Annotated in this window: 12 protein-coding genes; 10 read left to right on the plus strand and 2 right to left on the minus strand. The window is 59.1% G+C overall.

Features of this window, described 5'->3' with window-relative positions; all coding sequences use genetic code 11:
- The first annotated feature begins 7 nt into the window (after nucleotides 1-7).
- The 5 genes from MPRO_RS14775 to MPRO_RS14795 all read left to right on the plus strand — a co-directional run bounded on the left by MPRO_RS14775 (nucleotide 8) and on the right by MPRO_RS14795 (nucleotide 7,182).
- Nucleotides 8-334 (plus strand): DUF3467 domain-containing protein, encoded by a 327-nt coding sequence (locus tag MPRO_RS14775; protein WP_067294174.1) that lies wholly within the window; start codon nucleotides 8-10, stop codon nucleotides 332-334.
- 87 nt (nucleotides 335-421) lie between these two features.
- Nucleotides 422-2,248, plus strand: a complete 1,827-nt coding sequence (locus MPRO_RS14780) for a GAF domain-containing protein (RefSeq protein WP_067294177.1) — start codon at nucleotides 422-424, stop codon at nucleotides 2,246-2,248.
- A complete protein-coding gene (locus MPRO_RS14785; protein WP_067294180.1) occupies nucleotides 2,249-4,396 on the plus strand; it encodes a biotin/lipoyl-binding protein in 2,148 nt (715 codons plus the stop codon).
- Nucleotides 4,397-6,376 carry a preprotein translocase subunit SecA gene (locus tag MPRO_RS14790; protein WP_067294183.1) on the plus strand — a complete coding sequence of 660 codons (1,980 nt, stop codon included), beginning with the start codon at nucleotides 4,397-4,399 and terminating at the stop codon, nucleotides 6,374-6,376. It begins immediately after the preceding gene.
- Nucleotides 6,376-7,182, plus strand: coding sequence for an efflux RND transporter periplasmic adaptor subunit (locus tag MPRO_RS14795; RefSeq protein ID WP_067294187.1), 807 nt, complete (start codon nucleotides 6,376-6,378; stop codon nucleotides 7,180-7,182). Before MPRO_RS14790 ends, MPRO_RS14795 begins: the two co-directional genes overlap by 1 nt.
- A gap of 21 nt (nucleotides 7,183-7,203) precedes the next feature.
- On the opposite strand, the gene MPRO_RS14800 is transcribed toward MPRO_RS14795, so the two are convergent.
- Entirely contained in the window at nucleotides 7,204-8,625 is a 1,422-nt protein-coding gene (locus MPRO_RS14800; RefSeq protein WP_067294190.1) for an aminotransferase-like domain-containing protein, read from the minus strand.
- Nucleotides 8,626-8,976: 351 nt separating this feature from the next.
- Here MPRO_RS14800 and MPRO_RS14805 point away from each other — a divergent pair, with 351 nt between their 5' ends.
- A complete protein-coding gene (locus MPRO_RS14805; protein ID WP_067294192.1) occupies nucleotides 8,977-9,600 on the plus strand; it encodes a LysE family translocator in 624 nt (207 codons plus the stop codon).
- Nucleotides 9,601-9,694: 94 nt separating this feature from the next.
- On the opposite strand, the gene pyk is transcribed toward MPRO_RS14805, so the two are convergent.
- Nucleotides 9,695-11,140 carry a pyruvate kinase gene (pyk, locus tag MPRO_RS14810; RefSeq protein ID WP_067294195.1) on the minus strand — a complete coding sequence of 482 codons (1,446 nt, stop codon included), beginning with the start codon at nucleotides 11,138-11,140 and terminating at the stop codon, nucleotides 9,695-9,697.
- 193 nt (nucleotides 11,141-11,333) lie between these two features.
- Here pyk and MPRO_RS14815 point away from each other — a divergent pair, with 193 nt between their 5' ends.
- The 4 genes from MPRO_RS14815 to MPRO_RS14830 all read left to right on the plus strand — a co-directional run bounded on the left by MPRO_RS14815 (nucleotide 11,334) and on the right by MPRO_RS14830 (nucleotide 20,763).
- Nucleotides 11,334-12,518, plus strand: coding sequence for a sugar diacid recognition domain-containing protein (locus MPRO_RS14815; RefSeq protein ID WP_158651832.1), 1,185 nt, complete (start codon nucleotides 11,334-11,336; stop codon nucleotides 12,516-12,518).
- A gap of 150 nt (nucleotides 12,519-12,668) precedes the next feature.
- Nucleotides 12,669-13,823 carry a glycerate kinase gene (locus MPRO_RS14820; RefSeq protein WP_067294200.1) on the plus strand — a complete coding sequence of 385 codons (1,155 nt, stop codon included), beginning with the start codon at nucleotides 12,669-12,671 and terminating at the stop codon, nucleotides 13,821-13,823.
- Between the two features lie 1,560 nt (nucleotides 13,824-15,383).
- The gene (locus MPRO_RS14825; RefSeq protein WP_067294203.1) at nucleotides 15,384-17,159 is read left to right on the plus strand and encodes a hypothetical protein; all 1,776 of its coding nucleotides are present in this window, start codon (nucleotides 15,384-15,386) and stop codon (nucleotides 17,157-17,159) included.
- Nucleotides 17,143-20,763, plus strand: coding sequence for an AAA family ATPase (locus tag MPRO_RS14830; protein WP_067294207.1), 3,621 nt, complete (start codon nucleotides 17,143-17,145; stop codon nucleotides 20,761-20,763). The genes MPRO_RS14825 and MPRO_RS14830 overlap by 17 nt, the downstream gene beginning before the upstream one ends.
- Nucleotides 20,764-20,786 lie beyond the last annotated feature (23 nt).

Genomic DNA, 20,786 nt, shown 5'->3' on the forward strand with positions numbered 1-20,786 from the left:
AAGAAACATGGACAAGCCCAAGCAGAAAGTTGCAGCACCTACTATCAAGTGGGATGACTCTCGCATGAAAAGTACCTATGCCAATGTGTGTAACGTCTCCAGCACCCGGGAAGAAATTACCCTGCTGTTCGGCCTGAACCAGGCCTGGAATGCACAGCAGAAGGAACTGTCCATCGAACTGTCGGATCGCATTATCCTCAATCCCTTTGCCGCCAAGCGCATGGCTACACTGCTGAACAATGTACTGGCGCAGTACGAAGAACGCTTTGGCGAAGTGGGTGAAACCGCTGCAGTACCGGCCGCAGCCGAGGCTGAGACTCAGCCCAGTCACTAAGACGTTACTGTTACACGCCGGCCCTGGCGGACACAGTCCGACCAGGGCTGTTTTCGTCCTGCCCGCTTTGGTTAATGTACCCCATTGATGCAAACAGATTCCGATACCGCCCAGGATGACCTGCGCCAGGCCTGGGTTCAGTTCAGCGCCGCCTCCAGCCATGAAGAGTACTGCCAGCACTGGCTGGCATTGATCTGCACCCGCATAGGCAATGTCGATCTGGCCGCCCTGGTGCTGGACAGCGGTGAAGCGGGCTTTCAGCCCACCGCCATCTGGCCCGAAAAGTCCCAGCCCGATGCTGATTTTACCGCCCTCATAGAGGAAGGCATCGAAGAGGCTTCGGGTTTGGTGCACTCCCTTGGCAATGGCGCCTTTGGGGTGGCCTTCCCGGTACGCCTCGATGGCGAACTGGTGGGCGTGGTGGCCTTGTCGCTGCGCGTGCCCAGTGCACGCCTGCCCGCGGTGATGGAGCAGGTGCAGTGGGGCAGCGCCTGGATCGAGTTGATGCTGCGTCGCCACCGTGGCCAGGAACAGGGCCTGCAGTTTGAGCGTCTGTCGGGCGCTGTGGACCTGCTGGGTGCCGTGCTGGCGGAGCCGGATTTCAACGCTGCGTCCATGACCTTCGTCAACGAACTGGCTAGCGCCCATGGCTGTGATCGCGTCAGTTTTGGACTCTGCAAAGGTGCCCAGGTGCAGATCAGCGCGCTGTCCCACAGCGCCCAGTTCGGCAAGAAAATGAACCTGATCCGGCGCCTGAGTGGCGTCATGGATGAGGCGGTACTGCAGCGCGGCCATATCAATTACCCCGACAGCGGTGACAGCGGCAACATGCTGGTGCAGCGCGAGCATATGCAGTTTTCCCTCAGTTATGGCAATGCCCGCCTGCTGACGGTTCCGCTGCATTCGGGGGAGGACTATTTTGGTGCCGTGACCCTGGAGCGTGAAGCCGACAGGCCTTTCCTTGAGGACGAGGTGGATCGCATTCGCAGCATAGTGGCGCTGTCGGGGGAGGCACTGAAGAACAAACATGGCCAGGATAGGCGCTGGTATCAGCAACTTGGGTCGGCCTGCCTGACCCAGTTCAAGCGCCTGTTCGGCAAGGGCCATCCCGGACGCAAGCTCAGCCTGTTATTGCTGATCGCCCTGGTGGTGTTTTTCAGCCTGGCCACCGGCACTTACCGGGTGGCGGCGGACAGCGTGCTGGAGGGCTCGGTGCGCCGGGCCATAGTAGCGCCGTTCGAGGGCTATCTGGATACCGCTGCCGTCAAGGCGGGGGAGCGGGTGACGGCGGAACAGGAAATGAGTCGGCTGGATGACCGTGACCTGACGCTGGAAAAACTCGGCTTTATCAGCGAACAGGCCAAGCTGCAGCGCCAGTACGAAGAAGCGGTGGCCAATCGCGACCGCTCCGAAGCCAAGGTGGTGCAGGCGCAGCTGGAACAGAACCGGGCCGAGCTGGACCTGGTGATCAGCAAGCTTGCCCGCACGCGGCTGCGGGCCCCCTTTGATGGCCTGGTGGTTAGCGGCGATCTGAGCCAGCGCCTGGGCAGTGCGGTGGAGCAGGGCGAGGTGCTGTTTGAAGTGGCGCCTTTGGACAGCTACCGGGTGATTCTGTGGGTCGATGAACACCGCATGGCGGATATTCGCGAAGGTCTGCAGGGGCGGCTGGTGCTCAATGCGCTGCCGGAAACTGCTTTTGATTTCGATGTAAGCCAGGTGACGCCGGTGACCGAGGCGCGGGATGGCGGTAACTTCTTCCGTGTCGAGGCGGCACTGGCGGCGCCCTTGCCGGAGCTGCGTCCTGGCATGGAGGGTGTCGGCAAGATCGAGGTGGATGACCGTAAGCTGATCTGGATCTGGACCTACCCGCTGCAGCAGTGGCTGCGACTCAAGCTCTGGGCCTGGTGGCCCTGAGTGGCAGAGTCGCTTTTCAGTGCCTCCTGGCATCGCGTTGCGCAGCTCAAACCGCGGTTGCGCTCCCATGTCGAGATCAATCGCCATGTCTATCGCGGCGATGTCTGGTATGTGGTGCAGGACGATGCCAGCGGGCGCTACCACCGCTTTACCCCACAGGCTTATTGCCTTATTGGCCTGATGAATGGCCGCCGTACCCTGGATGATCTGTGGCACAGTGCCGGTGAGCAGCTCGGCGATGACATGCCCTCCCAGGATGAGGTGATTCGGCTGTTATCGCAGCTGTATCGGGTGGATGTTATTCAGACCGACGTGATCCCCGATATTGGCGAGTTGAGTCAGCGCCGCCAGCGCGATCAGCAGAACCGCCTGCTGGCCATCTTCAAGTCGCCCCTGGCGATCAAAATTCCCCTGCTGGATCCGGAGCCCTTTCTCAACCGCACCGCGGGCCTGAGCCGCTGGTTGTTCAATCCGGTGACCGCGCTGCTGTGGCTGTTCTGCATTGGCTGGGCGCTAAGCCAGGCGGCCTACCACTGGCCGCAACTGACCGAGAACCTGGCCGATCGGGTACTGGCGGCGGAAAACTTGCTTCTGATCTGGCTGGCCTATCCGGTGGTCAAGCTGGTGCACGAGTTCGGCCATGCCTATGCGGTCAAACGCTGGGGCGGTGAGGTGCACGAGATGGGGGTGATGTTCCTGATCTTCATGCCCATCCCCTATGTGGATGCCTCGTCCTCGGCGTCCTTTCGCAGCAAGTACCAGCGCATGCTGGTGGCGGCGGCGGGCATTATGGTGGAGGCGTCGATAGCGGCCCTGGCCATGTGGGTCTGGGTTCATGCCGAACCCGGTGTGGTGCGCAGCCTGGCCTTCAATACGCTGCTGATCGCCGGCGTATCGACGGTGCTGTTCAACGGTAACCCGCTGCTGCGCTTTGATGCCTACTATGTGCTGGGAGACTGGCTCGAGATACCGAACCTGGGGGCGCGCAGCACCCGTCAGGTGGCTTATCTGTGCAAGCGTTACCTGCTGGGGCTGAGCGACGAAACCTCGCCGGCCTACAGTCGGCGGGAAGCCTGGTGGCTGTTCTGCTATGCCTTGGCCAGCTTCGTGTACCGGGTATTCATTACCCTTACTATTGTGCTCTTTGTGGCCAGCGAGCTGTTTTTTATCGGCATACTGCTGGCCATGCTGTCGCTTTACAACATGTTCGGCAAACCCCTGCTGGCCATCCTCAAGTATCTGACCATGGATAGAAGCGTGTTACATAAAAGAGGCCGTATTCTGGCTGTTACCCTGGGCCTCGGTGGCCTGCTGTTTGCGCTGCTGTTTGTTATGCCAGTACCCAAAATGACCCTGGCCCAGGGCATTTTCTGGGCCCCGGAAGAGGCCCAGGTTCAGGCCCGCAGTAACGGTTTTCTGCAACAGATCGAGGTTGGCTCCGGCCAGTCGGTGGAGGCGGGCCAGGTGCTCTTTGTCAGTGATAATCCGCAGCTGGAGGCCGATCTCGCCCAGGCGGTGGGGCGGCTGAAGGAGCTGATGGTGCTGTACCAGACTGCCATTGCCGATGAGCGGCGCAACGAAGCCGGCATGGTGCTGGAGGAAATTACCCAGGCTCGGGCGACCCTGGCGCGCTATGCCGATGAACAGCGTGATCTGACGCTGCGCAGCCGTGCCCAGGGCGCATTTCAGCTGGCGCTGCCGGTTGACCCCCTGGGGCGCCTGATACCGCGTGGCACCCTGATGGGCTATCTGCTGCAGCCGGGGGATTACCGCGTGCGGGTGGCGGTGGGGCAGGATGATGTCGAGTCCATTCGCAACGACCTGCAGGGGTTGAGTGTGCGTTTGTCGGAGCAGGTCGAACAGGAACTTCCGGCGCGCATGCTGGCGGAGGTGCCCAGCGCCCAGAAAATACTGCCAAGCCCCGCGCTATCGGTCACAGGCGGTGGACAATTTGCGCTTGATCCCGGCAATCAGGACCAGCCGGAAGCCTTCGATACCGTGTTTCTGTTTGATGTCGGTGTGGACAACCTGCCGATTCAGAAAATCGGTGAACGTGTCTATGTGCGCTTCGAACATACACCCGAGGCCATCGGCTTTCGCATTTACCGCAATCTGCGCCGCGTGCTGCTGCGCGAGCTGGAGTTTTAGGTGGGCTGCGCCTCCCATCCGCCGGCGGATTACCGCCACAGACCCGAGCGCGTGCGTCCGCAGCTGGGCTGGCTGCAGCGTCTCGGTCAGCGGCTGCAGGGACTGCTGGAGCAAAGTCCCAGGCGGCTGCACGGGCGCCAGCAGCGCTTTGTCCGTCAGGTGGCGCTGTTTGCCCGTGCGACTGAGGTCGAGGACGACGACAGCCTGATAGAGCAGGCCCGCCTGCTGGGCGAGCGTCTGCGCGTGACGGGTTTTGACGATGCCCAGGTCGCGCAGCTGTTCGCCATTATCCGCGAGCTGTCGGGACGCACTTTGGGCATGCGCCACTTTGACAGCCAGCTGGTGGGCGGCTGGATTCTGCTGCAGGGGCGCGCAGCCGAGATGAAAACCGGCGAGGGCAAGACCCTCACCGCCGTGTTGCCGGTGATCACTGCGGCCCTGGCCGGCTTGCCGGTGCATGTAATCACCGTGAACGACTACCTCACCGAACGCGATGCCATGGAGATGCAGCCGCTGTACCTGCGTTTTGGTCTGAGTCTCGGCCTGATCACGCATGCTGCAACTCCCGTGCAGCGGCGCCAGGCCTATGGCTGCGATATCGTCTACGTGACCGGCAAGGAACTGGTGTTCGATTACCTGCGCGATCGCATGAAAATGCCCCAGACGCACCCACTGCGGCTTCAGGTGGAGTCGCTTAAAAGCACCCGGCTGGAAAAACAGCTGCAGCTGCGCGGGTTGCACTTTGCACTGGTGGACGAGGTCGACAGCGTGCTGATCGACGAGTCCCGCACGCCGCTGATCATCTCCGGCACCCAGGGTAACGCCGAGGAACAGGCCTTTATCGAAACTGGCTATCAGCTGTCGTTTCAGCTGGGCGAGGGTACGGATTTCAATCTTGACCGGGACAGGCGCAGCGTCGATCTGACCGAGCAGGGCTGTGAGACTCTGCGCAGGCTCAGCATAGGTCTTGGGCCGCTGTTCCGTGGCTCCATCCGGCGTGAGGAGATCGTCCACAAGGCCTTGCTGGCGCGGCTGATCTACCGGGTGGACCAAGACTATCTGGTGCGTGAAGGCAAGATTGAACTGATAGATCCCCTCAGTGGCCGGGTGATGGAGGGGCGCTCCTGGGAGCGCGGGCTGCACCAGATGGTGGAGCTCAAGGAGGCCTGCGAACTAACGCAGCAGCGCGTGACCCTGGCCCGTATCAGCTATCAGAATTTCTTTCGCCGCTACCTGCATCTGTGCGGCATGACCGGCACCGCCTGGGAAGTGCGCAAGGAGCTTTGGCGGGTTTATGGCCTGGCGGTTACACCTGTGCCCACCCATAAACCATCCAGGCGCGAGACCTGGCCTGCACGGGTGTTCGCCACCGATGCGCAGCGCTGGGCCGCCGTGATTGAGCGCTGTCAGCAGTTGATCGCTGAGGGCCGGGCGGTATTGATCGGAACCCAGTCGGTGGCCAGTTCCGAGTGTGGCAGCGGCTACCTGCGCCAGGCCGGTATTGAACATCAGCTTCTCAGTGCCAAGCAGGACCAGGGTGAAGCCCAGATCGTGGCCCGGGCGGCAGAGCCTGGGCGTATCACCCTGGCCACGCATATGGCGGGCCGGGGCACCGATATCAAGCTGGACCCGGTGGTGGAGCAGGCCGGTGGCCTGCACGTTATCCTCACCGAACACTACGAGTCGGGGCGGGTCGACCGGCAGTTGGCCGGGCGCTGTGCACGCCAGGGAGATCCGGGCAGTTTCGAGATGATGCTGACGCTGGAAAATCAGCCGCTGCGCACACTCAAGGCCAAAAGTCTGCTGACCACCGCCCAGTCTCTGGGCCTCACAACTGCCAGTGGGCAACGCATGGCTTTGTCCGCGTTGCGCACTGAACAACAGTATACCGAGCGGCAAAACTACCTGGCCCGCCAGGTGACCCTTGAGTATGATCTTAGGCTCAATGAGCTGCTCGCTTTCTCGGGATCTACCGACTGATGACCAAGACACTCGTATCTATCGCCCTGCTTAGCCTGGCCGGCAGCAGCTTTGCCGCCAGCCTGGATGAAGTGGAGCTGCTGCTCGCCGCGCCGCTGGAAGTGCCCCTGGCCCTGTCGGCCGAGAGCCCGAATCTCGCCACCGATTGCCTGCTGACCCCCAGTATTGATGCGAACATTGCCAGCCCAGTAGTGGGTGTTCTGGATACGGTGAAGGTCGGGCGGGGGGATCAGGTGAAAAAGGGCCAGGTGCTGTTCAAGCTGCGCTCCGAAGTAGAGGAGGCTACGCTCAAGCTCAACCGTGCCCAGACCGAGTATGGCAAGCGCACCATCGCCCGCAATACCGAACTCTATGAGCGCAATCTGATTTCGGAGCAGGAAAAAGACGAAATCGTTATCACCAACCGTCTCTACGGCTATGAGTTGGGCCAGACCCAGGCATTGCTGCAGCAGAAAACCATCAAGAGCCCGCTCACAGGCGTGGTGGTCGAGACCTTTCTGGATCCCGGTGAGTACGTCGGCGAAGAACCCATACTGCAGGTAGTACAGCTGGACCCGCTCTACGTTGAGGCGGTAGTGCCGGCGGAATATCACGGCAAGATCAAGGCCGGCGCCACCGCCATGGTGACCCTGGCGGCGCCGCTGAACAGCAGCCACCAGGCGCGGGTCGAGATCGTTGACCGCGTGCTCGATGCCGCCAGCAGCACCTTCGGCGTGCGCCTGCAGCTGGATAACCCCGACTACCTGCTGCCCGCAGGCCTCAAGTGCAGCGTCAACTTCGAGCTCAATCAGGTCGCGGGTAAATAGACAGAAGCCTAATGCTCTGGCTCACACCAGCAGGGCTTTCAGCGACGGGCCTTCGTGCAGCAGTTCCCTCAGGCGTTCCAGCGCCACCTTTAGCTGGTCGCGGGCTGGCGGTGGTGTGAGGCAGATACGCACGGCCTGAGGCGCGGGCTGGCTGCCAACGCAAAAGGGCTCGGCGCCGATCAGGGTGACGCCGCGCTCGGCAGCGCGCTGGACAAAATCGACCGCCCGCCAGGGGTCTGGCAGTGCCAGCCAGGCGTGCAGGCCGCAGGGGTGGTAATTCAGTTCGTATCCTTGCAGGCATTCGCGCATGAGCTGCTGGCGAGCCGCCAGTTCCTGCCATTGCCAGTCAATTAGCGTTTCGGCCATGCCGGATGCGAGCCATTCGCAGGCAATGGCGCCCGGCAGGCTGGAGCTGGCCCAGCACTGGGCGCGCAGACCGGCACTGAGCTGGGTGATCAGGCTGGCGGGGGCGCGCAGGGCGCCAAAACGCAGACCACCTGCCAGAATCTTGGACACGCTGAAAATATAGAGCGCGCGTTCCGGCGCCAGCTGGTAGAACGCCTGGCCGCGATGCTCAGGTGCGACGTACTGAACCCCATCCTCCAGCAGCAACAAATCGTAGCGCCGCGCAATCTCGACTATGGCTTCACGCCTGGCCTGGCTCATCTGCGCGACCGTGGGGTTATTGTACTCGGGCATCAGGTAGAGCAGGCGGATGCGCTGTTGCTGGCAGAGCCGCTCGAGCGCATCCGGTCGCATGCCTTCGCCATCCATGGGCACGGGCAGATGTTTCAACCCCAGCTGGCGGGCGGCGGCAATCATGCCGGGGTAGGTTAGGGCATCGGAGGCCACGGCTTCGCCGGGGCGTACCAGCACCTGCAGCGCCAGAAAGTCCGCATGCTGCCCACCCTCCGTCAATATCAGTTCGTCCGCCGCCATCGGCAGGCCCTGGGCGCTGAGCCAGCGGGCAAGGCTGCTGCGTTGCGCGCTATTGCCCTGCTCGGGTTGGTAGTGCAACGCGGCCTCTAACACATCGGGCCTGCCGGCCAGGCGCTCCATCAGGGCGGATAGTTGCTGCTGGCGCAGAGGCGTCTCGATCGGGGTGCTTAGCGACAGGTCTATGCTGTTTTGGCCAGCGGCGGAGAGGTGACGGAATCCGGGAGCCTCAGTCTGTTGCGCACGCACCCGGGTACCGCTGCCTATCTTTGCTTCCAGCAGGCCGCGGCGTTCTGCTTCACGGTAGGCGCGGGTGATGGTGCCCACTGTGACCTGGAGTGCATCCGCCAGCAGGCGCTGGGGTGGCAGGCGATCACCGGGTTTGAGGTTGCCGTCGGCGATATCCCGGGCCAGTTGATCGACCAGCGCCTTGTAAAGCGGGCTGCTGTCACGCTCAAGCTCCGGCAACCAGTGACAGCGCGATTGTGCACGTTGCTGAACAGTCATTTTTCTTCTCCGGCCGTGCGGCCCTCTGCAGGGTTGTCGGGGTGATAATGGATTGTATGCGTGACAAATCTACAATTGAACCCTTTTTGTTTGCGGATAATACTGTCCTCTATCGATATTGTTTAACTTAATTCGTGAATTAGCGTCATATTGTATCCATACAATTAAGTGGATTCGCAGTAGCTATTCGCAGAGTTATTCGCAGAGTTATTCGCAAGAGCAGGGGAGCTGAGTCATGCTATTGATTAAAAGACCGAGCGCTGAAAATAGGTGTCATGGGCCTTCGTGTGCGGCCTCAGCGCGTGGTTGGGTTGCGCAATTGTCAGCAGGGCTTTCAACAGGAGAAGGGGCATGAGCGCGCCCGTGGCGGAATTGCTGGCGCTGGTGGGCCCGATGATGCTGTTTGCCTTCAGCATGTCGGCGACGCCTGGCCCCAACAACATGATGCTGACGGCCTCGGGTGCGCTCTACGGCTTTCGCCGCACTGTGCCTCATATGCTGGGGATCTCTATTGGTGTCATGGTGCTGATGAGTGCGGTTGCGCTGGGGCTGAATGCGGTGTTTCAGCAGTGGCCGGTGCTGCAGCAGGCTTTGAAACTGGTGGGCAGTATCTATCTGCTGTGGCTGGCCTGGAAGATCGCCAGTGCACCGCCGCCCAACAGGGTTCGGCTTGAGGGCGATAAGGCCAGGCCCATGACATTTATCCAGGCGGCGGCGTTTCAGTTTGCCAATCCCAAGGCCTGGGTGATGGCGATCAGTGCGATAGCGTCTTTTACGCTGGGTGGGGATGCTTTCACCGCATCTGTGATCGTGGTGATAGGCGTGATGGGACTGGTGAACCTGCCGTCCATTGCACTTTGGGCCGGCTTTGGGGTGGCGCTTGGGCGCCTGCTGAAAACCGCGGGTCACTGGCGGCTGTTCAACCTGTTGATGGGGGTATTGACCGCCGGCTGTGTGGTGCTGATTCTGCTGTGACCGCTGTGCCACCCGCTGTTTCGGGGTGGCGCGAGGTGATGCAGGCTGGTGCGGGGTGGCTCGAAGCGGCAGTTGTTGCTTCGAGCCGGGGTTATCAGTGAATCGGCTGGCCGACCCGCACCACCTTAAGTGTGTTGGTGCCGCCGTGCACGTTCATGTAATCCCCCTTGGTGATCAGCACCAGGTCACCGTCGGCCACGACGTTCAACACCTTGAGGGCATCCACCGACTGCTGGTTGATCTGGTCGTTGGACAGACCCGACAGGTCATAGGCCAGCGGATGCACACCGCGGAACAGGGCCACGCGGCGCAGAGTTTCACCGCTGGGCGCCAGGGCAAAGATTGGCAGCGACGAGCTCATGCGCGACATCAGTAGCGGTGTGGCACCGGTGGCGGTCATGCAGATCAGCGCCTTGACCCCCACCAGGTGGTTGGCCGCATACATGGCCGCCAGGCCGATGGTTTCGTCGATCTGGGTGAACTCCTGATTGATGCGGTGCTTGGAGCTGTGCATGCTTGGGTGCTTTTCGGCGCCGTTGATGACCCGCACCATGGCTTCGACTGTTTCCACCGGATAGTCGCCGGCGGCGGTTTCGGCCGACAGCATCACCGCATCGGTGCCATCGAACACGGCGTTGGCCACATCCGAGACCTCGGCGCGGGTCGGCATCGGGCTGCTGATCATGGACTCCATCATCTGGGTGGCGGTGATCACGATCTTGTTGCGCTTGCGGGCGCGTTCGATGATCTGTTTCTGTACGCCAATCAGCTCGGCATCACCGATCTCCACGCCCAGGTCGCCGCGCGCCACCATCACGCCGTTGGACGCATCGATAATGCCATCCAGTACCTCGGTGCTGCTGACGGCCTCGGCCCGTTCGATCTTGGCAATGATACCGGCCTTGCTACCGGTGGCTTCGAGCAGTTCACGGGCATAGCGGATATCGTCGCCGCTGCGGGGGAAGGATACGGCCAGGTAATCCACGCCTATCTTGGCCGCCGACAGAATATCGGCCTTGTCCTTGTCGGTCAGGGCCTCTGCCGAAAGGCCGCCGCCCTGGCGGTTGATGCCCTTGTTGTTCGACAGCTTGCCGCCGATCTGCACTTTTGTGTGAATCTCGCGGCCCTGTACGCCGCTGACTTCCAGCACCAGGCGACCGTCGTCCAGCAGCAGAATATCGCCTGCGCTGCAGTCATCTACCAGTTCCTTGTAGTCGATACCGACTCTTTCCTGGTTGCCGGCGTCTTTCGCCATGGCTGCATCCAGAATAAAGCGGTCACCCGTGGCCAGTGTCACCGGGCCTTCGGCAAAGCGGGAGATGCGGATCTTGGGACCCTGCAGGTCACCCAGAATGGCGACATGGCGCCCCTGGGCACGGGCGGCTTCGCGCACCCGGTCGGCGCGCAGCTGATGCTCGTCGGCACTGCCGTGGGAGAAGTTGAGCCGCACCACATCGACGCCGGCTTTTACCAGGCGGGCAATCTGTTCCGGGGTTTCGCTGGATGGGCCAAGGGTCGCAACTATCTTTGTTCTTCGCATTAGAGCACCTGCGCAGTGGGATTCGGATTGCAGCCATTATCATCCGGCAACTGTTACAGGGCTTCGTTCAGACGACGGAAAAAAGTCACTCCGGTGTCTTGTTTTTTGTGCAAGTGAACAGCCATGATGCTGGCTGGGAACAAGTGCAGCGCTCAGGCGCACGAGAGTGAAAGCGATGTTTATAGATCGACAGATGGCACAAAAAATCGTTGATCGGGCGATGAAAATCACCGGTGTGAACGTCAACGTGATGGATCACCACGGTGTCATCATTGGCTCCGGCGATGCTGCGCGCATCGATCAGCTGCATGAAGGTGCGCTGCATGTGCTGAGCAGCCAGAGCGAGGTGGATATTGCCCGCGACCAGGCAGGAAGGCTCAGCGGCGTGCAGGGCGGGGTGAATCTGCCGATCCGCAGCAGCGGTGACATAGTCGGTGTGGTGGGCATTACCGGCGAGCCGGAAGAGGTGCGCCGCTACGCCGATCTGGTGGTTATGACCGCCGAACTGATTGTGGAGCAGGCTACAGTCACCGCCCAGGTGCAATGGGACAGTCGCCAGCGCGAGAGCGTGCTGCTGCGCCTGATCGAGGGCGGCACGTCGGACTCGCTGTTCGAGGATCGCGTGGCCCGGCTGCAACTGGATCTGAGTCTGCCAAGGGTGGTGGTGGTGCTTGAGCTGGTGCAGGCCGCGGACGGTACCGACCTGCCATTACCACAGTTACAGCAGTTGCAGCATCAGCTGGCAGCGGCCAGTAGCGCCACGCTGCTGGCTATTACCACGGCGCGGCAGATGGTAATGCTGGTGCCAGTGCCCCTGAAGGGGGGGGATGCTGCCAGGGCTGGGGACGCACCAAACCGGGGCAGCGTCGGCTGGGACAAGGCCTTGTTCCGGCGTCAGATGGATGCCCGCCTGCGGCCGCTGCAGCAGTACGATACTGTGCATTACCGGGCCTGTGCGGGCGATTATTTTTCCGGACCCCAGGGCCTGGCCCAGTCTTATCGCAGTGCCCTCAAGGCGCAGGCGGTGACGCGGGGCCGGACGACGCCTGCAAGCCTGAGTTTTGCCACCGAATCGGCGCTGGACTTGCTGCTGCTGGATGCCGCAGAGGGCTGGGCCGGTCAGCATTTGCTGCGCGAGTTCGAGGCCTTTCTGACGCAGGACAAAAATGGCAGCCTGCAACAGACACTGGAGGCCTACCTGGCTGAAAACATGGACCTGGCACGAACGTCTGCGCGGCTGCACATCCATCGCAACACCCTGCGTTACCGGCTCGACAAGATAGGCACCCTGTTGCAGCTCGACCTGGGATCTGTCGATCAGCTGCTGCAGCTGTTCGTGACCCTGCGACTCTACAGCCTGAGCCATAACCCGGGCTGAAAAATCGCCGGCGACAGGTCTAAAGGCCGGTTATTGTGCAACTGTACAAAAAGCCGTAGCAGGCGCAGGCGTTATTTGTCGTCCTGGCCAAAGCACCTTTGCCGCGCGCTGTGCCACTATGGTTTCAATCCCGACCGATGGAAAACCCACATGAAGATTCTGATCGCACCTGACTCATTCAAGGAAAGCCTGTCCGCGCAAGGCGTGGCCCAGGCCATTGGCCGTGGCTTCCAGGCGGTGTTCGCCGATGCCGAGCTGGTATTGCTGCCGGTCGCCGATGGCGGCGAAGGCACCACCCAGGCACTGGTGGCGGCCACCGGCGGTGCGCTCTTCAGCGCTGAGGTGACCGGGCCCATGGGTGAGACCGTGAAGGCCAGTTGGGGCACCCTGGGGGATGGCACCACGGCGGTGATCGAATCGGCGGCAGCCTCCGGGCTTGATCTGGTGCCCATGGCGCAGCGCAACCCCTGGCATGCCACCACGCGGGGCACCGGCGAGCTGATCATGGCGGCGCTGGATGCGGGCGCGCGCCATATCATCGTCGGCCTGGGCGGCAGTGCCACCAACGATGCCGGCGCCGGCATGTTGCAGGCCCTGGGTGTGCGGCTGCTGGATAAAGAGGGAAATGATATAGCTGCCGGTGGCGCTGGGCTCCAGGCACTGCACAGCATCGATGCCAGCGGCATGGACCCGCGTCTGGCCGATACCCAGTTCGAGATTGCCTGCGACGTGGATAATCCGCTGACCGGTGAGTTCGGTGCCTCGGCAGTCTTTGGCCCGCAAAAGGGTGCCGATGCGCAGATGGTGAAACAGCTGGATGCCTGCCTCGGGCGTTTCGCAGCAGTTGTGCTGGCTTGCCACGGCAAGGATATAGACGCAACGCCCGGTGCCGGTGCCGCCGGTGGCCTGGGCGGCGCCTTTCTCGCCTTCACCCAGGCGCGGCTCAAAAGCGGTATCGATATAGTGATGGATGCGGTGGAAATCGACCGCCACCTGGAAGGCACTGATCTGGTAATCACCGGGGAAGGGCGTATCGACAGCCAGACGGTACGCGGCAAGACGCCGGTGGGCGTCAGCAAGCGCGCCCAGCGCGCCGGCGTGCCGGTCATCGCCCTGGCGGGCTCGGTCAGTGAGGATTCGGACCTGGTGCACGCCCATGGCATCGATGCGCTGTTCAGCATAGTACCGGGGGTCGTCACACTACCCCAGGCGCTGGAGGAGGCCGACAGTAACCTGTATCGCACGGCCCGCAATATTGCCGCCACCTGGAAGTTGGCGCAGGCGTTTGAGGCCAAGCGGCGCTAGCCGTAGGTTTCCGGCTGAGCGCCGAGGGTATGTGTGCCCCGGAATTCGCAGGCTCATTCCAGGCTACGGGCTCTATGTAGGTTGGCAATGAGCGCAGCGAATTCCGACATCCACAGCGAAGCTGTGGCAAGCGGCGGTGCAGTTTACCCACATAGGTAACAGTTCAGTTCAATAACATGGGTGACACTTAGCTTCAGAATTGGAGGTTTATGATTCTTGAAACTGCCGTGCTGACGGGCGTTTCGAGGCGGTTTTATGGTTGGGGTTGCGCCTTGCTGGCGCGTTACTTTCTTTGTTCGCGAAACGAAAGTATCCAAACCTCTTTTCCTTGAGAGACGACGCGCCCGATGACGCCTTGCTGCTGCGCTCTAAGCCCATTCTGCGGGCGCCGCTAACGCACATCCATGTGCTAATCGGCGTCGATACAGTCCCTGTATCGACCTTTCAGGCCTGATCGCACAATGACCTCAGTGCTCGCCGGCGTCATAAGGGGGGACAAGAGCGGTTCTGATGTCTCTGATGTTGTACCTGGGCCCTATCCAGGCGACATCCACAGCGAAGCTGTGGCAAGCGTCGGTGCAGTTCACCCACATAGGTAACAGTTCTGTTCAATAACATGGGTGACACTAAGCTTCGGAATTGGAGTTTGCGGGTTCTGGGAACTGTGGTGCTAGCGGGCGTTTCGAGGCGGTTTGATGGTTGGGGTTGCGCCTTGCTGGCGCGTTACTTTCTTTGCACGCGAAACGAAAGTATCCAAACCTCTTTTCCTTGAGAGACGACGCGCCCGATGACACCTTTCCGCTGCGCTCTGACGCCATTCGACGGGCTCCGCTGACGGTACATCCATGTACCTCATCGGAGGCGCAACAGTCCCTGTTGCACCCCTGCGGGCCTAATCGTCGAATGCCCCCTGTGCTCGCCGGCGTCATAAGGGGAATTAAAGCCGCTCTGTTATCCCGGTGGTACGAATGGCACCGTGCGGCGGTACGTCGTCATGACGAATCACGAATCACGAATCACCAATCACGAATCACGAATCACGAATCACCAATCAGGCTGTTGCTTTGTTAACCTTTCGCCTAGCCCCTTTTTTCTTGCTCTCGCCCTTGCTCTCAAGCCCTTGCCCCTGGCTCCCGCTTTCGGCATTATGCTGAAGGCACCGACGGAGTACAGGTGCTTGATTTTTGATCAGATATAAAGCAAATCGTCAGCTGAGCAGCGGAAGCCAGGCTGGGTGAACTCCTCCCCCATTCCTTAATTCCCCTGTTTCCTGGCGCAGCCTGCGCCGTATCGCAGCCAGCATTCCGTTTTCGGTAGGGCGGTAGCGTGGTTTCTGGCGCGCTCGGCCGATCTGCCGGATTCTCAGTGTGGCAAAAGGCAAGACTTGACCCCGTTACCGCTCGCAAGCTCAAAGGGTTCAGAAACTATTTCGGGCTACCCGGCAACAGCAGGAGCCTGTCACTTAGTTTGGTGATTATCCGCTATGATTCGCGGGCTTAGGTGTGACAATCGTGATCAGCTAAAAGAATGACAAAAAAGGACAGGCGATTGGTTAGAATCATGGAAATCGACATCGGGCAACTTGGCGTGCGGTTACCGCGCGGAGAAGTTGGGATGGTCATTGCACAACCGTATGTGGAATTCGTCTCTCACGAACCGTTTTCGATCAAGCCCGAAAATAGAGACGCCGCGATAGCAAGCATCGACGCTACGATGACCATTGCTCTGGAATGCGCACACGGCGCTGAAAAAACCCACTTCACTATCTTTCCCGAGTGCGTGCTACCTGGACTGGATGGCTTCGACCGGATCACGGCGGCGATGAATGACAGAGGATGGCCGACCAGCACGGTTGTTTTAGGCGGACTCGAGGGCCTCACTCGCGCCCAGTTCGGCGAACTTATTCAACGACCAAATACAGCCTTCGACGAAGTCGGAAGTTCGTTGGAACGTATTCGTCAGGACCAATGGGTCAACTGCTGCGTGACTTGGGCGAAGCTCGAGTCTGGTGAGGTCTGCTCTTGGATTCAGCCCAAGATTGAGCCTGCAGGGGTCGAGTTGCAGGTGAGCCATCAGTCGATGTTCAAGGGGCAGTCCATCTTCTTGTTCAAGGGTACGTATGCCAAAACAAATATACCTTACCGGTTTGCGACCCTTATTTGCTTTGATTGGATTGGCGCTAGAGACCAGCGCCGCATTTGGGAATGGCTACTGCTGCATATTGATCAGAAAGCAGGTGAAATAGAAGCACAACTGCCACTTACGTGGCTGTTCGTTGCGCAATGTAATCCGGGGCCGTCGCACGCGTCCTTCATGAGTCAAGTTCAGCCGTTCTTCAATCCGTTGCATTTCCCCAATGTACTTAGGGATGAGACCTGTTTGGTAATGGCGAATGTGGCCGGGAATGTGGTTCCGGGGATGGCAGAACAATACGGCCGCTCTGCGGTCATCTTCGCAACCTCAAAGTTCATGAAGCCAGAATGCATGCCCACGTACTGCAACGGGGGCGAGTTACAACGACCAGGGAATCCCTTAGAAAACTTCAAAGACGCAGTGTTTCGAGAGCGGGGTGCATGCATTCACTCGTTCCGGCAGCTGAATCCTAGTGCTTTGCTGCCGGGCGCAGCCGGAAAGCGACATGCCCTTGCGGACGCCACCGTACATCCCTTTCCGGGAACAACTGACCCACGAACGCCGAACGGGCTCGTTCCGGCGGTAGTGAAGTGGGTTAACGACGAACTGGATGACTCCGAAAAATCCTTAGAGACCCACTACCCGCAATTACCACTGGCCAGTGCTGCTGGAGTAGCGCATCAAAGATCGGTAAATGCCCTTCGCTTGCTTCCAGCGGCTGCGCTTAGCAAAACGATATTGGTTGCAAGTCCCGGGACTAATAGCGTTCCAGATCATTGGCGGGACACACAGTCTCAAGCTGTTAAGCATGTTCTCCACACGTTCTCTATCCTCGAAGCAGCGCAATATCCGGCCATGTTTCATGGGAACGGAGCGCAGGCAACTATCATGAAGGGTGATCTAGGCGTTGAGGTCGTAGCGGTGATTGGCCGACGTCATGAGGAATGCGACATGCACGTGATTGGCCAGCTTCCAGAACATCGAGGTCAATTACTCTTGGTCAGCCGAGATGAAGACAATACGTCGTGGGATCCACGAATGCGGACTATATTTGACCAAGCCGCTGAGCCGACGAAGGAGCTCAATATCACTGATCCTACCAGTGCAGTCATTCGGGTCGGATACCAAGATGTCCTCAAAGCATATCGAGATGCTGTCAACCAATCGGCTCTAAGGGAGGCAATCGATGCTGCAATCTCCTGAGGCTCTTAGACTTCCGAAAGAGCTCCGCGTCACGCTGTCAGAACTCATGGTTGGGGCGACCTTTACAGAGGAAGTCATTTGCGACGATTGTCTGCCGGTGTTATTGGTGCTGCGTAGTCATGCTGTCACTGCATTTGCGGTCGGTGACGAGAACGATTATGAGCCGCTGTACGAAGCGTTCAAGAAATACTACTTGAAACAAGCGTTGGAGTGGTCCGCAAAGGATGTATCCTTTGTCTTTTGTATTCCGTCGGATATCGTAGTTCACGAGTCCTTCCGTTCTCGTGTCGAAGTCGACGTCTACTTTTGCAGAAAGTATGTCATTCAGCTTGAACGTAATTTGGCTTCCGGCCTTGCAAGGCTGCCGTTTCTTCCGCTGTCGCCAATCTCACCGGGAGTTCAGACAAGACCGCCGTCCGCGCAAACGTTACTTAAGCAGAGCAACTTGACGGCCGAGTTGGCAAGCGCTCTCGTCGTGCCCTCCAAGAGTAGTGCAAACAAGATTCTTGCCGCGTGCCTTGAAGGCACATTCGGCGAACCAAACAAGATCGCAGAGGCGCGCACCGTGGCATCCTCGGAGGCTCAGGCCGAAGATCAAGTGCAAACTACGCTCAAGTCAATCTCCATTGAGAACTTCCGGGCCTATCGAACGAAGAAGGAGTTCACGCTTGGCTCAGCTGTTACCGTCCTTTATGGTCCCAATGGCTTTGGTAAGACGTCGTTCTTTGATGCCATCGACTTTGTCGTCACTGGTGGCGTCGGCCGGCTTTCGAAGGTTAGCAGAGACTTGGCAAAGGCAGCAAAGCATCTAGACAGTGACGGCGAGCCGACGGAGGTTTCCCTGACGTTTGAGCGTGATGGAAAGCAGCACGTCATCACCCGCAACCTGGCAGAACGTAACAACGCTCTGGTGGACGGGATGGTCACACCGAGAAAGGATGTATTGAGCCTTTTGACTGGAGGGGCGTCAGTTGGGGCCGACCGCGTGGACAACATGGTGGCTCTATTCCGCGCAACTCACCTATTCAGCCAAGACAGCCAAGAACTTACGAAGCACGTGGAGGAAAGATGCGAACTGCCTGCGGACATAGTGTCCCGTATGCTCGCATTTGAAGACTATGTAAGCGGCTTGAAGAAGACCGAGGATGTGCTGAAGCTCGCGCGTAAAATGCTTATGGACGCGCAAACACAAGCGCAGGACATTCGCATGTCCATCAACAAAGAACGAGAGGAGTTGAGGCGCCTTGAAGGCCTCGCTGCTGAGAACACATCTCCAGGCGCACTCGATGAGCGATTCACAGAGTTACAACGAGCGATTTTGACTGCGGGTTTTAACATGACCGGTATCGACCCGCGAGACACAAGGTCTCTCCGTGCGATGCTGGAATCGTCTGCGGCTGAGGCAGCTGGGGTGCGTGGTGCTATTTCCAAAGCCCTTGAGCACGCTGGAAGTTTGAAGACACTGCGTGGACAATTAGAGCCTATAGCCGCTCAGCTTGAGGAGCGTAAGACACAATTAGAACATGCCCTAATCACCGCCGATGACGCGGTGGAGTCCCTTGCAGCGCTCACGAGCGCACTTGCAGAGGCAAAAGCTCAAGACAAAGCTGTGCAGAACCGAAAGGGTTGGTTTTTGTGGGCTGTATCTGTTCAACCGGAATATGAGCGATTGAATACACAGGTTCAGGTGCTCACTGATGGTCTGTCGATGCTCACGCAGCGCTTGGAACAACAGAGGGAAACTCAGGCTAAAGCATTGTGCGCCCAGCAGGAATCAGTTGCTACGGTTCAGCGCCTTGAGGCCACGTTGAAGACTGCTGGAGACTTGCGATCTCGCGTGCAGTGGGTGAGCGAACTGGCTGGGCATTGGGAGCATGCAGAACCCAAATTGATTACCGCGCGGGCACTTGAGACCGAGTTACAGAGCGCAATAGAAACGAGGCATGCGCAGTTGGACGAGGCGCAGCAGGCAGTATTGGCACACGAGCATCTGGTCGCTCGATTGGAGCGAGAACTCAATTCTGCCAAGAGCAATGACACGACTCTGAAGGGGCTGATTGCTGAGCTCCGTACACACGTAGATGGCGCGACCTGCGTGCTATGTGGTCACAACCATGGGAGTCAAAACGAGCTCCTGGCTGCAATTGATCGGCGCATGGAGCACGGTGACCTTGTCGTTCGACTTAGCGAGACACTGGCTAACGAACGTGTAAAGTTGCAAACGCAAGTAGCGGCACGACAAAGTGTGTTCGATAGGCTGAGCCAGGAAGAGCAACGATTGGTGCAAACCAAGACCGAGCGCGAACAGTTGGAGCGACAGCAAACGACCTACGAAACGGCACTCAGTTCCTTCGGAATTTTGTTGTCGAGCAATACGGCTCAACAGCTTGCGCAGATGAGCATGCAAGTGCATGACGCCGAGCAAAACGCTGCAAACGCCGCCAGTAATGCCCGGAAACTGCTGGTCGCCCTAGAGACTGCACTTGCCTCCGCCACAGATGGTTACAAGACATTGGAGCGCGAACACCAAGCCTCGTCGACCGCGCTTGAGGATATGAAGCACCGGATAAATGAATTGGTTGTCGAAGCAAATCGCGGGACGGTGAATCTCGCTGCAGGGCTCCAAGCATTGAGCGAAGCGCAGCGAGACGTGGAGGTCAGGGTCGCCCAAGCTAGCTCATCAGTTCAGGCTGCGAACACTAAGCTGGACGCCCAAAAGGCCGTCAGCGATGCTGCCAAGGCGTCCCTTGCCACAGCACGCACCAGACATCAGCAGGCAAGTCAGACGTGGAACAGTTACCAGACAAACATGCAGACTCTGGGTGCGGCGTTGACCGCCGCAGGATTTGGAAACGATGTATCTGAGGAGCAATTGCATCAGCAAGTCCAGATGTCTACTGAACATGAAGTGACAGCTTTAGGTTTGCGTGACCGAGTAGCAAAACTTGAGGTGGCTGTAGACACTGCAGCGACTTCCGCTGCCTTCCAAAATTTGCGCGAACGAATACAGGCTAACGAGAAGCTGGTACAGCAAGCGGACGAACGCGCTCAGGAGGTTAAACCCTGGATATCATACTTCGAAGGAATCACTAAACTGTTAGGAGGTGAACAAGCGATTGCGACGAAGCACTTTATTACCCAGTACGGACCAAGGACAGCAGTGATTCAGCAGCGGCTACGTCCGGTCTATGGTTTCGAAGAAATTGAAGTGTCGAGTAAGGACTCGAACATTGGTATTCGAGTTAATAGGAATGGGGAAGCATTGAAGCCCACCCATTACTTCAGCCAATCTCAGATACAGACGCTCATTTTGGGGCTATTCCTGACTGCTTGCAGCTCTCAGACTTGGTCTGGGTTCTCTTCTATCATGATGGACGACCCTGTGACGCACTTCGATGATCTGAACACGTATGCGCTATTGGACTTGATATTAGGTCTTCAAAGTTCTACCGAAGGTGCACGGCAGTTCGTCATCTCCACATGCGACGAAAAGCTACTACAGTTGGCGCGCCAGAAATTTAAGCACATGGGGGCCGAAGCAAAGTTTTATAGATTCTCAGCCATAGGAGCTGGGGGGCCGATGGTAAATGAGATTTCTACTTGACGTAGTGCCCTCTGGGGAGAAAG

It is taken from the genome of Marinobacterium profundum, assembly GCF_001528745.1.
Lineage (GTDB): Bacteria > Pseudomonadota > Gammaproteobacteria > Pseudomonadales > Balneatricaceae > Marinobacterium_A > Marinobacterium_A profundum.

What these genes read in the sequence shown, in the direction of transcription:
- MPRO_RS14830 (WP_067294207.1), top strand. Translation starts at nt 17,143, where the DNA reads ATGCTGCAATCTCCTGAGGCTCTTAGACTTCCGAAAGAGCTCCGCGTC.
- MPRO_RS14815 (WP_158651832.1), top strand. Translation starts at nt 11,334, where the DNA reads ATGGCACAAAAAATCGTTGATCGGGCGATGAAAATCACCGGTGTGAAC.
- MPRO_RS14825 (WP_067294203.1), top strand. Translation starts at nt 15,384, where the DNA reads ATGGAAATCGACATCGGGCAACTTGGCGTGCGGTTACCGCGCGGAGAA.
- MPRO_RS14820 (WP_067294200.1), top strand. Translation starts at nt 12,669, where the DNA reads ATGAAGATTCTGATCGCACCTGACTCATTCAAGGAAAGCCTGTCCGCG.
- pyk (WP_067294195.1), bottom strand. Translation starts at nt 11,140, where the DNA reads ATGCGAAGAACAAAGATAGTTGCGACCCTTGGCCCATCCAGCGAAACC.
- MPRO_RS14780 (WP_067294177.1), top strand. Translation starts at nt 422, where the DNA reads ATGCAAACAGATTCCGATACCGCCCAGGATGACCTGCGCCAGGCCTGG.
- MPRO_RS14775 (WP_067294174.1), top strand. Translation starts at nt 8, where the DNA reads ATGGACAAGCCCAAGCAGAAAGTTGCAGCACCTACTATCAAGTGGGAT.
- MPRO_RS14805 (WP_067294192.1), top strand. Translation starts at nt 8,977, where the DNA reads ATGAGCGCGCCCGTGGCGGAATTGCTGGCGCTGGTGGGCCCGATGATG.
- MPRO_RS14795 (WP_067294187.1), top strand. Translation starts at nt 6,376, where the DNA reads ATGACCAAGACACTCGTATCTATCGCCCTGCTTAGCCTGGCCGGCAGC.
- MPRO_RS14800 (WP_067294190.1), bottom strand. Translation starts at nt 8,625, where the DNA reads ATGACTGTTCAGCAACGTGCACAATCGCGCTGTCACTGGTTGCCGGAG.